Source organism: Streptomyces sp. 142MFCol3.1, from assembly GCF_000424945.1.
In the GTDB taxonomy this organism is placed as follows: Bacteria; Actinomycetota; Actinomycetes; order Streptomycetales; family Streptomycetaceae; genus Streptomyces; species Streptomyces siamensis.
In genome coordinates this window covers 120,448-134,634 of sequence record NZ_AUKV01000008.1, presented here as the reverse complement: position 1 = coordinate 134,634, position 14,187 = coordinate 120,448, and the positions used below count along the sequence as shown (strand labels likewise).

Annotated in this window: 12 protein-coding genes; 6 read left to right on the top strand and 6 right to left on the bottom strand. The window is 73.0% G+C overall.

The genetic code is table 11. The features are described 5' to 3' along the window. Positions 1–36: 36 nt before the first annotated feature. Both H305_RS0113445 and H305_RS0113440 read right to left on the bottom strand, forming a co-directional pair. Complete coding sequence (locus tag H305_RS0113445; protein ID WP_028800854.1) at positions 37–687, bottom strand: class I SAM-dependent methyltransferase; 651 nt, start codon at positions 685–687, stop codon at positions 37–39. 102 nt (positions 688–789) lie between these two features. Beyond that, positions 790–2,529 carry an MFS transporter gene (locus H305_RS0113440; RefSeq protein ID WP_028800853.1) on the bottom strand — a complete coding sequence of 580 codons (1,740 nt, stop codon included), beginning with the start codon at positions 2,527–2,529 and terminating at the stop codon, positions 790–792. Between the two features lie 325 nt (positions 2,530–2,854). Here H305_RS0113440 and H305_RS0113435 point away from each other — a divergent pair, with 325 nt between their 5' ends. The 5 genes from H305_RS0113435 to H305_RS0113415 all read left to right on the top strand — a co-directional run bounded on the left by H305_RS0113435 (position 2,855) and on the right by H305_RS0113415 (position 9,340). Further along, positions 2,855–5,020, top strand: coding sequence for an acyl-CoA dehydrogenase (locus H305_RS0113435; protein ID WP_028800852.1), 2,166 nt, complete (start codon positions 2,855–2,857; stop codon positions 5,018–5,020). A gap of 36 nt (positions 5,021–5,056) precedes the next feature. Continuing rightward, positions 5,057–6,250: a lipid-transfer protein gene (locus H305_RS0113430; protein ID WP_028800851.1), complete on the top strand. Its 1,194-nt coding sequence runs from the start codon at positions 5,057–5,059 to the stop codon at positions 6,248–6,250. Positions 6,251–6,395: 145 nt separating this feature from the next. Continuing rightward, positions 6,396–7,817, top strand: coding sequence for a DHA2 family efflux MFS transporter permease subunit (locus H305_RS0113425; protein WP_028800850.1), 1,422 nt, complete (start codon positions 6,396–6,398; stop codon positions 7,815–7,817). A 150-nt stretch (positions 7,818–7,967) separates the two neighbouring features. After that, entirely contained in the window at positions 7,968–8,507 is a 540-nt protein-coding gene (locus H305_RS0113420) for a SigE family RNA polymerase sigma factor (protein WP_028800849.1), read from the top strand. Further along, positions 8,507–9,340, top strand: coding sequence for a hypothetical protein (locus H305_RS0113415; RefSeq protein ID WP_199791394.1), 834 nt, complete (start codon positions 8,507–8,509; stop codon positions 9,338–9,340). Before H305_RS0113420 ends, H305_RS0113415 begins: the two co-directional genes overlap by 1 nt. A gap of 40 nt (positions 9,341–9,380) precedes the next feature. On the opposite strand, the gene H305_RS0113410 is transcribed toward H305_RS0113415, so the two are convergent. The 4 genes from H305_RS0113410 to H305_RS0113395 all read right to left on the bottom strand — a co-directional run bounded on the left by H305_RS0113410 (position 9,381) and on the right by H305_RS0113395 (position 13,033). After that, complete coding sequence (locus H305_RS0113410; RefSeq protein ID WP_028800847.1) at positions 9,381–10,022, bottom strand: response regulator transcription factor; 642 nt, start codon at positions 10,020–10,022, stop codon at positions 9,381–9,383. 96 nt (positions 10,023–10,118) lie between these two features. After that, entirely contained in the window at positions 10,119–11,369 is a 1,251-nt protein-coding gene (locus tag H305_RS45700) for a sensor histidine kinase (RefSeq protein ID WP_037763761.1), read from the bottom strand. A 15-nt stretch (positions 11,370–11,384) separates the two neighbouring features. Beyond that, positions 11,385–12,104, bottom strand: a complete 720-nt coding sequence (locus tag H305_RS0113400; protein WP_028800846.1) for an ABC transporter permease — start codon at positions 12,102–12,104, stop codon at positions 11,385–11,387. Beyond that, positions 12,104–13,033: an ABC transporter ATP-binding protein gene (locus tag H305_RS0113395; protein ID WP_234020775.1), complete on the bottom strand. Its 930-nt coding sequence runs from the start codon at positions 13,031–13,033 to the stop codon at positions 12,104–12,106. The genes H305_RS0113400 and H305_RS0113395 overlap by 1 nt, the downstream gene beginning before the upstream one ends. Positions 13,034–13,302: 269 nt before the next feature. On the opposite strand from H305_RS0113395, the gene H305_RS0113390 reads away from it, so the two are divergent. Then, on the top strand, positions 13,303–14,160 hold the full coding sequence (locus tag H305_RS0113390) for a MaoC/PaaZ C-terminal domain-containing protein (RefSeq protein WP_028800844.1): 858 nt from the start codon (positions 13,303–13,305) through the stop codon (positions 14,158–14,160). The last annotated feature ends 27 nt before the right edge of the window (positions 14,161–14,187 follow it).

Genomic DNA, 14,187 nt, shown 5'->3' with positions numbered 1-14,187 from the left:
GCGGTGCGGGGAGGGGCTCCCGTGACGGCCGCGGCCTCAGATGCCCGTTCCGGTGCGCCGCAGGACGCGCAGCGAGTCGGTCGCCGAGACCTCGGTGAACGCGCCGGACTCCAGCGCCCTGAGGTACACGCGGTACGGGGCCTGGCCGGTGAACTCGTCGGCCGGGTCCGGGAACACGTCGTGGATCACGAGGAGGCCGCCCTCGGCGACGTGCGGCGCCCAGCCCTCGTAGTCGCCGTTCGCGTGCTCGTCCGTGTGGCCGCCGTCGACGAAGACGAGACCGAGGGGCGTGCGCCAGAACGCGGCGATCTGCGGGGAGCGGCCCACCAGCGCGACCACGTGGTCCTCCAGACCGGCACGGTGCAGGGTGCGGCGGAAGGTGGGCAGCGTGTCCATCCGCCCCACCTGCGGGTCCACGGTGTCCGGGTCGTGGTATTCCCAGCCGGGCTGCTGCTCCTCGCTGCCCCGGTGGTGGTCGACGGTGATCGCGGTCACCCCGGCCTCACGCGCCGCGTCGGCGAGCAGGATCGTGGAGCGCCCGCAGTACGTGCCGACCTCCAGGAGGGGCAGCCCGAGCCGCCCGGCCTCGGCAGCCGCCTCGTACAGCGCGAGCCCCTCGCCGACGGGCATGAACCCCTTCGCGGCCTCGAAGGCGGCGAGGATCTCCGGCTTGGGTGCCGCGGGCATGGGGTTCCTCCAGGGGGTGCGGGTCTGTCGGCGCCCCATGGTGCCGCACACCCCCGCCGCGACGGCGGCGGGGGTGTGCGGGAGGGGATCGCCGGCCGTTCGCTAGGCGGGGACGCTCTCGCCCGGCAGGGCCAGGTCCACCTCGACGGGGCGTGCGTCGCCCGCGTGCGTGGCCGACGAGGCGAGGGGGCCGTGGCCCGCGGCACGGGCGGCCAGGACGTACGCGCCCTCGGCGGGCACGGCCACCGCGTAGCGGCCGTCCTCGGCGGAGAGCGTGGCGCCCGCCTGGCGGCCACGCCGGTCGATCAGGGTGACCTTGGCGCGGGCGACCGGGGCGCCGGCGGCGTTCAGGACCCGGCCGTGGAAGCCGCCGAGGAGCTCGTGCGCCCGCTCCAGTGCGGCGTCCTCCTCGCTGCTGGCCACCAGTTGCGGCTTGGTCGCGCGGCGCCGGCCGGGCAGGAACAGGGCCATGAGCAGGCCGACCGCCACGGCGCCGGTGGCGATGGCGAAGGACACCCGGAAGCCGTGCATGGTCGGGACGGCGACGGGGCCGACGTGGTGGGCGGTGTTGGCCAGCACCATGCCGATGACGGCGCTCGACACGGAGGTGCCGATGGACCGCATCAGCGTGTTCAGGCCGTTGGCCGCGCCGGTCTCCGACGCCGGGACGGAGCCGACGATCAGCGCGGGCAGCGAGGAGTAGGCGAGGCCGATGCCCGCGCCGAGGACGACCGAGATGACGATGGTCTGCCAGGCGGCGTTCATCAGGCCGATGCCCGCGCCGTAGCCCACCCCGATGATCAGCATGCCGATGATCAGCGTGACCTTCGGGCCGTACTTGGCGGACAGGCGGGCGTACACCGGTGCGGTGAACATCATCGTCAGGCCGAGCGGCGCCACGCACAGGCCGGCGACGACCATCGACTGGCCGAGGCCGTAGCCGGTGGACTTCGGCAGCTGGAGCAGCTGCGGCAGGACCAGCGAGACGACGTAGAAGGAGACACCGACCATGATCGAGGCGAGGTTGGTGAACAGCACCGCGGGGCGGGCGGTGGTGCGCAGGTCGACCAGCGGGGCCTTCAGGCGCAGCTCCATCACGCCCCACAGGACCAGGACGGCGGCCGACGCGGCGAACAGGCCGAGCGTGGTGGACGAGCTCCAGCCCCAGTCGCTGCCCTTGGTGATGGGCAGCAGGAAGAGGACGAGTCCGGCGGAGAGGCCGAGCGCGCCCCATACGTCGAAGGTGCCCTGGGCGCGCATCGGGGACTCCGGCACGACGAGGAGGGTGAGGGCGATCGAGAGGACGCCGAGTCCGGCGGCGCCGTAGAAGAGGGCGTGCCAGTCGGCGTGCTGGGCGACGAGGGCCGCGGCGGGCAGCGCGAGGCCGCCGCCGACACCGATCGAGGAGCTCATCAGCGCCATCGCGGAGCCGAGCTTCTCGCGGGGCAGCATGTCGCGCATCAGGCCGATGCCGAGGGGGATCGCGCCCATGGCGAAGCCCTGGAGCGTGCGGCCGGCGATCATCGGCACCAGGGTGCTGGTCAGGGCGCTGACCAGGGCGCCGACCACCATGACGGCCAGGCTGGTGAGCAGCATGCGCCGCTTGCCGAAGAGGTCGCCGAGGCGGCCCATGATCGGGGTGGCCACGGCGCCGGAGAGCAGGGTCGAGGTCAGGACCCAGGTGGCGTTGCTGGGCGAGGTGTCCAGCAGCGTCGGCAGGTCCTTGATGACCGGGACGAGCAGGGTCTGCATCACCGCGACAACGATGCCCGCGAAGGCGAGCACCGGCACGGTCGTGCCGCTCGGCCTCCGGGTGGGCTGGTCGGTCGTCGTGTGCGTCATTGCGTGGGGCCTCCAGGCCGTAACGAAGTGCGGTCGTCCGCGTCGGTGCGCGGACCGGGGTCGGTGTGTCCGTACGGGTGCGGGTGGCCCGGGCGGACACGGAAGTCGGTGTTCCGTGCGGGTCGGGAGGTCGGGGCGTGCCGTGCGGGCAGCGTGACCGCGTGATCCGCGCGGGATACGTGTAGGACAAAGCCGGTGTGCCCGGGCAACTATTCCGATGCTTCGGCGTACTAACTAATCCTTGACCCACTCATGGGTATCTGACCTACCGTCAGAATGAAACGTGTTCTAGTCTGACGCCCACCTCGGGCCGCGGGAGACAGGCATGGGCATCGGTATCACACCGGAGCAGCGGGCACTGGCCGACGCCGTACGCGGCTGGATCGCCCGCGCCGTGCCCCCCGAAGAAGTACGCAAACGCCTCGACGCCCCGAGCACCGGCAGACCGTCCTACTGGGACGGCATCGCCGGACAGGGACTGCTCGCCGTGCACCTGCCCGAGCCGCACGGCGGCGGCGGGGACCTCGTCGACCTCGCCGTCGTCGTGGAGGAGACCGCGCGGGCGGCGCTGCCGGGACCGTACGCGGCGAGCGTCCTCGCGTCGGAGCTGCTCGCGGAACGGGACGACCTCGTGCGCGCCCTCGGCACCGGGGAGCGCATCGGCGCCGTGGCGTTCGGCACGGGCACGCTGACCGCCGCGCCGGCCGCCGACGGCGGGTACCGCCTCGACGGGACCGCACCGCCCGTACTGGCGGGCGCCGACGCCGACCTCCTCGTCCTGGCCGCGACGACCTCCGCGAGGGCGGCAGCACCCGCGGGCGACACCGTATGGCTCGTCGTGGACACCGGCCGGCTCGCCGTACGGCCCCACGAGAGCGCCGATCCGACCCGGGCCACCGCCGAAGTACGGGCCGACGGGGTGCGGGTCCGCGCCGAGGACGTCCTCGGCGTCGACACCGCCCGGGTCCGCGACCTCGCCGCCGTGCTCCTGGCCGCCGACGCCTGCGGGACCGCCGCCTGGGCCCTGGACACCGCCACCCGGCACGCCACGGTCCGCGAACAGTTCGGCCGGCCCATCGGCCGCTTCCAGGGCGTCAAGCACCTGTGCGCCGACATGCTCGTGCGCGTCGAACAGGCACGGGCCCTGACCTGGGACGCGGCCCGCGCGGCCCGCGGACCCGACGCCGTGCGCGGGCTGGTCTGCTCGCTCGCCGCGGGCACCGCGCTCGAAGCGGCCTACTCGTGCGCCAAGGACTGCATCCAGATCCTCGGCGGCATCGGGTTCACCTGGGAACACGACGCCCACCTGTACCTGCGCCGGGCGGTGGTGGCGCGGCAACTGCTCGGGACCGGGGACGTCCACCTGGACCGGGCCGCCCGGATCGCGCGGGACGGCACCCGGCGCCCACTGCGCCTGGAGCTGCCGCCCGAGGCGGCCGCGTACCGGGAGAGCGCCCGGGAGACCGTCGGCGCCGCCCGAGGGCTCGACCCGGCCGCCGCCCGCAGACTGCTCGCCTCCACCGGCCACGCCGCCCCGCACCTGCCCCCGCCGTACGGACTCGGCGCGGGCCCCGTGCGGCAGCTCGCCGTGCAGCAGGAACTGGACGCGGCGGGCGTGCACGTCAGCGACCTGGGCATCGCCACCTGGGTCGTACCGTCCCTCATCGCCTACGGCACCGAGCGGCAACGCGAGCGCTACCTCCTGCCCACCCTGCGCGGCGACCTGCTGTGGTGTCAGCTCTTCTCGGAGCCGGACGCCGGATCCGACCTCGCCGCCCTGCGCACCCGCGCCGAACGCACCCCCGACGGACGCTGGCGCGTCAACGGGCAGAAGGTGTGGACGAGCGCGGCACAGTGGGCCGACCACGGAATCCTCCTCGCCCGCACGAACCCGGCGGCCCCCAAGCACAAGGGGCTCACCTACTTCGTCGTCGACATGAAGAACACCGACGGCATCGGCATCCGCCCGCTGAAGGAGATCACCGGGGACTCCCTCTTCAACGAGGTCCACTTCGACGACGTCCTGCTGCCCGCGGACGCCGTCGTCGGCGAGGTCGACGACGGCTGGCGGGTCGCCCGCAACACCCTCGGCAACGAACGCGTCCACATGGCCGACCAGTTGACCTTCGACACCGGCCTGGAGGCACTGCTCGACCGCGCCGACGAGATCGGCGGAGCGCGCCTCGGCGCCCTCCTCGCCGAGGCACACGCCCTGGCCTGCGTCGGACTGCGCACCACCCTGCGGCAGGTGTCCGGAGTCGACCCCGGCGCCGGCGCCTCCGTGCGCAAACTGGTGCAGACCGCGCACCAGCAGAAGGTCGCCGAGCTCGCACTCGAACTCCTCGGCCCGGCCGGCGCGGTGAGCGAGGGCGCCGGTGAGCGCGCCCTGCACGGATTCCTGCTCTCCCGCTGCCTGACCATCGCGGGCGGCACCACCCAGGTCCAGCTCAACGTCGTCGCCGAGCGCATCCTCGGCCTGCCCAGGGACTGACCCCACGGACCGACCCCACGGACCCAGGAGGAACGCATGAAGGCGTACGTCGCCGGAGTCGGCATGACCAGGTTCGAGAAGCCCGAGACCCGCGAGTGGCAGTACTGGGACATGGCCCGGGAGGCGGGCACGGCCGCCCTCACCGACGCCGGGATCGGCTACGAGCACGTGGAACAGGTCGCCGTCGGATACTGCTTCCAGCCCTCCACCGCGGGACAGCGCGCGACTTACGAACTGGGCCTGACCGGAGTCCCCGTCTACAACGTCAACAACAACTGCGCCACCGGGTCCAGCGCCCTGATGCTGGCACGGCAACTCGTCGAGGGCGGAGTCTCGGACTGCGTCCTCGCGCTCGGCTTCGAGAAGATGAAACGCGGCGCGCTCGGCGGCGGGGCGGACGGCGGCGACTTCAAGACCTCCCCGGTGGCCCGGCACTACGGAATCATGGCCGCCCGGCACGGCTTCGAGACGTCCCCGCCCACCGCGCAGATCTTCGGCGACGCGGCACGCGAGCACATGGCGGCCTACGGCACGACCGAGGCGCAGCTCGCCGCCGTGGGTGCCAAGAACCACCGGCACTCCGCGCACAACCCCAAGGCCCAGTTCCAGGACGTGTACGACGTCGACGAGATCCTCGCCTCCCGGGTCGTGCACCGGCCGCTGACCAAGCTCCAGTGCTCACCCACCTCGGACGGCGCCGCCGCGGCGGTCGTCGTGTCCGAACGGTTCGCCGAGCGGCACGCGCTCGACGGCCGGACCGTGGAGATCGTGGCGCAGGCGATGACCACCGACACCGAGGCGTCCTTCGCCTCCGGCTCCTGCATCGACGTCGTGGGACAGCCCATGTCCCGCGAGGCCGCGCGCCAGGCCTACGAACGGGCCGGGCTCGGCATCGAGGACGTCGACGTGGTGGAACTGCACGACTGCTTCTCCATCAACGAACTGCTCACCTACGAGGCGCTCGGCATGTGCGGGGAGGGTGAGTCCGGCAAACTCGTCGAGTCCGGCGCGACGACGTACGGCGGACGCTGGGTGGTGAACCCCTCCGGCGGGCTGATCTCCAAGGGCCATCCGCTCGGCGCCACCGGCATCGCGCAGGCGGCGGAACTGGTGTGGCAGCTGCGCGGGGAAGCGGGGCCGCGGCAGGTTCCCGGCGCCCGGGTCGGACTCGCCCACAACATCGGACTGGGCGGCGCGGCGGTGGTGACGCTGCTGCGCGCCACGGACTGAGCACGGAGGCGTCGCCGGAGGGGCGAGGGCCCGTGCGGCGGGCGCCGTCGCGGAGAGCCGGGCGGGTCCTAGGTCCCGTGGCCTACGGACGCGTGCGGCGAAATCCCGATGCAAGGGGCTCGGGCCGGTTGAGAGCATGACGCCCATGCTCAGAGCCGCGCAGGACACCCCCGTAGCCGTACGCACCGCACCGCCGACCTGGCTGGTGGTCGCACTCGTGTGCGCCGGACAGTTCCTCGTCGTGCTCGATGTGTCCGTGGTCAACGTGGCGCTGCCCTCCATGCGGGCCGACCTGGGACTGAGCGCGCCGGGACTGCAGTGGGTGGTGAACGCCTACTCGATCGCCTTCGCCGGGTTCATGCTGCTCGGCGGCCGGGCCGGCGACCTGTACGGACGCAAGCGGATGTTCCTGGTGGGGCTCGCCCTGTTCACCGTGGCCTCGCTCGGCGGCGGGCTCGCCCAGGAGGGCTGGCAGCTGCTGACCGCGCGGGCCGCGCAGGGACTCGGCGCCGCGGTGCTCGCCCCCTCGACCCTCACCATCCTGACGTCCACCGTCCCGGAGGGAGCCGCCCGGGCCCGGGCGATAGCGACCTGGACCGCGGTCGGCGCCGGGGGCGGCGCGGCGGGCGGACTCGTCGGAGGGCTCCTCGTCGACGGCCTGTCGTGGCGCTGGGTGCTGCTCATCAACGTGCCGTTCGGCGCGGTGCTGCTCGCCGGGGCGGCGTTCAGGCTCGCGGAGAGCCGGGCCGGCGACGGACGGCGCCTGGACCTGCCGGGCGCGCTGCTGGTGACCGCCGGCCTCGCGACCGTGGCGTACGGCATCGTGCAGACGGAGGCCGAGGGGTGGACGGCCGCGGCGACGCTCGCCCCGCTCGTCGCCGGACTCGCGCTCATCGGCCTGTTCCTCCTCGTCGAGGCCCGCACGAAAGCGCCGCTGATGCCGCTGAAACTGTTCACCCTGCGGTCCGTGTCGTCGGCGAACGCGGCCATGTTCGTGTGCGGCTCCGCGATGTTCTGCATGTGGTTCTTCATGACGCTGTACGCGCAGAACGTGCTCGGCTACACGCCGCTCGGCGCCGGGCTCGCCCTGGTGCCGAGCTCGCTCGCCGTCGTCCTCGGCTCGAAGCTGGCGCCGCGCCTCATGCCGATCGTCGGCGCACGCAACGTGGCGGCGGTCGGCACACTGGTGGCCGCGGCCGGCTTCGGCTGGCAGTCCACGATGACGGCGGACGGCGGGTACCCGACAGCGATCATGTTCCCGGGCCTCCTGATGATGGCCGGCGCGGGTCTGGCCGCGACACCGCTGGCCGCGCTCGCCACCTCGGGTGCGGCACCGGGCGATGCCGGACTGGTGTCCGGGCTGGTCAACACCTCCCGCGTGATGGGCGGCTCGCTCGGCCTCGCGGTCATGTCGACGATCGCGGCGGCCCGCACGGGCGGCAGCACCTCGGGCGAGGCGCTCACCGCCGGGTACGCCCTGGCGTTCCGCACCAGCGGGTTCCTGCTGCTGGGCGGGGCGCTGCTGATGCTGCTGTGGCTGCCGCGGAAGATCTCCCGGGCCGACTGAGGCGGCAGGGCTGCCGGGCCTGAGGCGGCAGGGCTGCCGCGGTCCGGACGTGACGTCGGCCGGGCCGGCGACGCGGAGCGAAAGATCTCCCGGGCCCGAGGCAACGGAATTTGGCCCTCGTGGACTCCATAAGACATCTAGGAGGTGCCCATGGGGGATCGGAAACAGGCTCGGGACGAGGAGTTCCAGCACTTCGTCGTCGGCCGCTGGCCGCGGCTGATGCGTACGGCATTTCTCCTGACGGGGGAGCAGCACGCCGCGGAGGACCTGGTCCAGACGACGCTCGAACAGGTCTTTGTGGCCTGGCGCAGGGTCGGCTCGGCCGACGACCCCGAGGCCTACGTACGACGCGTGATGATCAACGCGCATTCCCGCAGGCACCGCAGACGCCTCAAGGAGTTCCTGGCGCCGCGGGACGACTCGGGCCTCACCCGCGAACTGCCCGACAGCGGTGACCGGATGGCCCAGGCCGACGACCGCGGCGCCCTGCTCAAGGCCCTCGCCGAGCTGCCCCCGCGCCAGCGCGAGGCGGTGGTCCTGCGGTACTGGGAGGACCTGAGCGAGACCCAGGCGGCCGAGGCGATGGGCTGTTCGGTCGGCTCGGTGAAGAGCAACGCGGCCAAGGGGATCGCGAAACTGCGCGCCATACCGGGCCTGGCGGAGCTGGTGACCAACGGAGGACGGAAGTGATGAGCGCGGACCGGGAGACGAACAGCGACATGACGCACACGGACATCGCCCTCCTGCTGGCCGAGGCCGCCGACGAGGTCGAGATCGGCATAGCCCCCTACGAGGCCGTGGTCCGCGGCGGCCGGCGCCGCAGGGCCCGCCGCTGGGCGGTCGCCGCCGCGACGGCCCTGGTGGTCGCCGGTTCGACGGGCACCCTGGCGCTCGCCGGATCGTTCGGCGGTGACGGCGGACAGGTCGCCCCGGCCGCCGGCCGGCCCCCCACGAGCGACCAGCGGCATGTGTTCGAGCCGCAGAGGAGCTCCGTCGCCAAGGGCACGGACCACGGCAAGAAGTGGTCGGTCACCGTCGACGTCTGGGGAGCGCCGAAGGACATCGCGGAGGCGCAGTACCAGCGTTCGCAGATGGGCGAGTACGGCGTCACTCCCACCGGAGCACGCGTGGCCGCGGACCTCGTCGGCAAGGGATGGCTCTTCGTGCGCCTCACGGTGGGCGACGGCGCCCCGTCGACGGTGATCGACGGAGCCGTCGAGAAGGGAGACGCGCTCTCGGGCACGGACGTCCAGGCGTACTCCATGCCGCTGTCGACCGGGGCACCCGACAAGGACTCGGCGTCCCAGCGGCTCGTGATCGGCAAGGTCGCGACCACCGCGGAGCGGGTCACCTGCACCTGGGACGACGGCACGACCATCGAGGCCGGGCGAGCCGCCCCGGGCACGGGCCTCACCTCGGACGTCGAGGATCTGATCCGCCCGGTGGACGGATCCCCGTCCGACTGGTTCGTGTGCCTGGCGCCGGAGGGGAAGAACTACAAGGCGGTGAACGTGACCGGGTGACCCGCTCCGTGCCGGACGGCCACCGTCTCCTCCGCCGGGATCACAGCCATCCCTGCTGACGGGCCTCGCGCATCGCCTCCATGCGGTTGCGGGTGCCCGTCTTGCCGATGGCGGAGGAGAGATAGTTGCGGACGGTCGACTCGGACAGATGGAGCCTGGCGGCGATGTCGGCGACGGTGGCGCCGTCCACCGACGCCTTCAGCACGTCGCACTCGCGGGCGGTGAGCGGATTGGGGCCCGCGCTCAGCGCCGCCGCGGCGAGTGCCGGATCGATGACGGTCTCGCCGGTCAGCACCCGCCGGACGGCCTCCGCCAGCTCCTCCACGGGGCCGTCCTTGACCAGGAAGCCCGCCGCCCCCGCCTCCATGGCCCGCCGCAGATAGCCGGGCCGGCCGAAGGTGGTGAGGATCAGCACCCGGCAGTCGGGGGCCTGCCCGCGCAGTTCGGCGGCGGCGTCCAGCCCGCTCATCCCGGGCAACTCGATGTCCAGCAGCGCCACATCGGGCCGGTGCGTCAGCACCGCGTCCACGATCGCGTCCCCGGCGGACACCTGGGCGACCACCTCGATGTCCGCCTCCATCCCCAGCAGCAGCGCGAGCGCTCCCCGCATCATCCCCTGGTCCTCGGCGAGCAGGACGCGAATGGACTTGGCTGGCCGGTGATCCCGGGGCGTCTCGTTCACAGGGCAAGGGTAGGCGGCGGACCCCCGTCCGGTGCCCTGAACTGCGCTTCCGCGCACGGCATCGGCACGGGGGCCTTCCTCGCACCGGCGCCGCCCTCAGGCCGGGACCTCCGTCAAGTCGGTCGCCTCCAGGGGGAGTTCGGCCCGCACCTGGAAACCGGTGCGGGCGCCCGGTCCCGCCTCCAGTGAGCCGCCGGCCGTCGCGAGGCGCTCGGTGAGGCCCTTCAGGCCGGTGCCGCCGATGCCCGTGGCGGCGGACGAGCCGGCGGACGAGCCCGTGCCGTCATCGGTGACGGTCAGCCGGACACGGTCGGGAGTGCCGTCGACGGTGATCTCGCAGCGGGCCGCGCCGCTGTGCCGCACGACATTGGTGACCGCCTCGCGGACCACCCAGCCCAGGAGCGCCTCGGTCTGCGGGACGAGCGGCGGTCCCGACTGCCGTACGACGGGCTCGACGCCGGCCGCGGACAGTGCGGAACGGGCGCGGTCCAGTTCCGTGGCCAGGCTGCCCTCCCGGTAGCCGGTGACCGCCTCACGGATCTCGGTCAGGGCCTGGCGGCCCACCGACTCGATGTCCGTGACCTGGACGAGTGCCGCGTCCAGGTCACGCGCGGCCAGCCTGCGGGCCGCCTCCGACTTCACCACGATCACCGACAACGTGTGACCGAGCAGGTCGTGCAGGTCGCGGGAGAAACGCAGCCGCTCCTTCTCGACGGCGCGCCGCGCCAGTTCCTCGCGTGCCGCGCGCAGTTCGCGCACGGCCTCCGACAGGGAGAGGATCGCGGCCGTCACCATCGTGGACAGGAACGTGCCGTAGGCGACGTTCACCGCGTCCCAGCCGGCCCGGAACGCGGAGACCACGGCGGCGACCGCCGTCAGCGCGAACGCGATCCGGCCGAGCCGGGCCCCCCGCATGATGGCGCCGGTGGCCAGTCCGAACAGCGGGAAGAAGTACAGCCAGGTGCCGCCGTACACGATCGCCAGCGCGCAGGTGATCAGGCCCATCAGGACCAGGGCCACCCGGGTGGAGCGGGCCTCGCGCGTCTCCTTCACGAAGGCGCGGAAGGTCACGTAGATGTAGAGCGAGTTGAAGGCGAACAGGCCGATGGCGCCGATCCAGGGCTGCTGTGTCCGGCCCTGGAGGATGTTGGAGAAGGCGCCCATGCCCATCAGCAGCCACGGCAGCAGCGCGAAGCCGGTGGGCGGCGGGCCGGGGTCACGGACCTCCCTCCCCGAAGCGCGGGCGGCCCGCTGCTCGGCCCTGTACCGGTCCACGTCCGCCTTCCAGCGCGCCCGGGCCGCCCGCCACTCGTGCACCTGGCAGGTGACCTCTCGCATCCAGGGCATGTCGCCGCTCCCCGCTCAGACGGTCCGTGCGGACCGACGGTACGCGAACACCGCGTACGAACCGAAGGCCAGCAGCCAGGCCATGAGCACCGCCACCCCGCCCGCGGCGGGGGCGTGGCCGTCCGCGACCGAGACGCCCAGCTGCGCGAAACGGTTCGTGGGGGTGTACACCGCCAGGGAGCGCAGCCGGTCGGGGAACAGTTCGAGCGGGAACCACAGCCCGCCGACCACCGAAAGACCCAGGTTGCACACCATGTTGGCGACGCCCGTCGTCTGCGCGGTCAGCCGGTAGCCGTTGCCGAGGCCCAGCAGGGTGAAGGGCACCGAGCCCAGCCACAGCAGCACGGCGATCGCCGCCCACTGCCACGGGTCCAGCCGTACGCCGTTGACCAGGCCGCCCGCCGCCAGCACCGCGGTGATCGCGGGCAGCACGGTGACCGATCCGGTCAGCGCGCGCCCGACGACCACCTCGCGCGGCGTCATCGGTGTCACCCGCAGCTGCCGAAGCCAGCCGATCACCTTGTCCTCGGCGACGCCGCCACCGGTGTTCAGGGCCGAGCCGACCGCGCCGTACGCGGCCATGCCGACCATGGACGCCGTCCTCCACTCGCCGTCGTCACCGCCGCCGAGGTTGGTGAACAGCAGGTACATCATGACCGGCATCGCGATGCCGCCGATCACGAAGCCGGTGTCGCGCAGCGTCCGGCGCACTTCCAGCCGCAGGTAGTCCAGCATCACACCGTCTCCAGAGCCTGTGAGGTCAGCGCCATGAACGCGTCGTCGAGGGAGGCCGGCACGACCTCCAGGCCGCGTACCGCCCCGAGGTCGGCCAGCGCGATGACCGTCGCGTCCGAGTCGTCCGTGCGCAGCCGGGCCCGGTCGCCGCGTATCTCCACCGAGACGACGCCGGGCAGCAGCGCCAAGCCCTTCGTGCCCTGCCCCGCGAGGTCGAAGGAGACCAGATTGCCGCCCACCGACCGCTTGAGCTGCTCCCCGGTGCCGTCCGCGACGATCCGGCCGTGGTCGATGACGACGATCCGGTCCGCGTGCGCGTCGGCCTCCTCCAGGTAGTGCGTGGAGAAGACCACCGTGTGGCCGCGTCGCGCGTACCCCCGCATCGAGTCCCAGAAGGCGTGCCGCGCCTCCACGTCCAGGGCGGCGGTCGGCTCGTCGAGCACGATCAGCGCGGGATTCCCGGCGAGCGCCAGCGCGAACCGCACCCGCTGCGCCTGCCCTCCGGAGAGCCGGTCGACGCGCCGGGCCGCCAGGTCCGCGATGCCCGCGAGTTCCAGCGCCTCGTCCACCGGCAGGGGCGCCGGGTAGCGTCCGGCCACGAAGCCCACCAGCTCTCGCACGGTGACGCGGGGCACCGGCCGTGTGTCCTGGAGCATCGCGCCGACCCGACCGGCCCGCACGGACTCCTCCGGGCGGCTGCCGAAGAGCGTCACCGTGCCCTCGTCGGGCTCGTTCAGCCCGAGCAGCAGGGAGATCGTCGTCGACTTGCCGGCGCCGTTGCGGCCCAGCAGGGCGACCGTCTCGCCAGGCGCGATCGTGAGGTCCACCCCGTCCACGGCGCGTAGGTCGCCGAAGGTCTTGACCGCCCTCGTGAAGGACACGGCCGTCCGTGCCCCCGCCATAGGCCGCGTCCCCGTCGTCTTCGTCATGGCTACGACGCTAGGGGCGGGCGGGCGCGCCCGGCAGATGCACTTGTGGGCGATCGGCCGGGACAAATGTCCCGGGTGACCGTGGCGACCCGGGGATCTGACATGGCGTCAGTAGTCTTCACAAGTGCTGGGCGCTGGGCTATACAAGGGGGCGCCGGACTGGAACGCGTTCTAGCACGGGCGGGTTCCGCGGCCCAGTGTCGACCTCGGTGCGGCCGACGGTGCGGACGGCCGCACCGAGGTCTCTCGCGCTAGTCATCAGGAGCCCCATGCCCATTGACGCCGCCAAGGCCGTCGCCGCGGAACCCCGGACCGCAGAGATCACCTGGAACCACCGGGACGTCCAGCTCTACCACCTGGGCGTCGGAGCGGGCGTCCCCGCGACCGACCCCGACGAGCTGCGCTACACCCTCGAATCCAGACTGCACGTCCTGCCCAGCTTCGCGACCGTCGCGGGCGCCGGCTCTCCCGGGGTGATCAGCGGACTGTCCATGCCCGGCGTCGACGTCGACCTCGCCCGCGTCCTGCACGGCGGCCAGACCGTGCGGCTGCACCGCCCGATCCCCGTCGAGGGCACCGCCACCGCCACCGGACGCATCGCCGCCGTTTACGACAAGGGCAAGGCGGCGATCCTCGTCATGCGCACCGAGGTCGCCGACACCGACGGCCCGCTGTGGACCAACGACGCCCAGATCTTCGTCCGCGGGGAAGGCGGCTGGGGCGGCGACCGCGGCCCCTCCACCCGCCTCGAAGCGCCGACGGGCCCACCGGACCGGACCGTCGAACGGCCCGTCCGCGAGGACCAGGCGCTGCTCTACCGGCTCTCCGGGGACTGGAACCCGCTGCACGCCGACCCCGAGTTCGCCAAACTCGCCGGATTCGACCGGCCCATCCTGCACGGACTGTGCACCTACGGAATGACACTCAAGGCGGTCGTCGACACCCTCCTGGGCGGCGACGTCACCCGCGTCCGTTCGTACACCACGCGCTTCGCCGGCGTCGTCTTCCCCGGCGAGACCCTGCGCGTCCGGATGTGGCGGCGGGACGGCTCGGTCCAGGTGGCGGTCGGCGCGGTCGAACGGGACGACGCCCCGGTACTGGCCGACACGGTCGTCGAACACACCTGAGCACCGCCGGACACCCCGGGGCCGCCG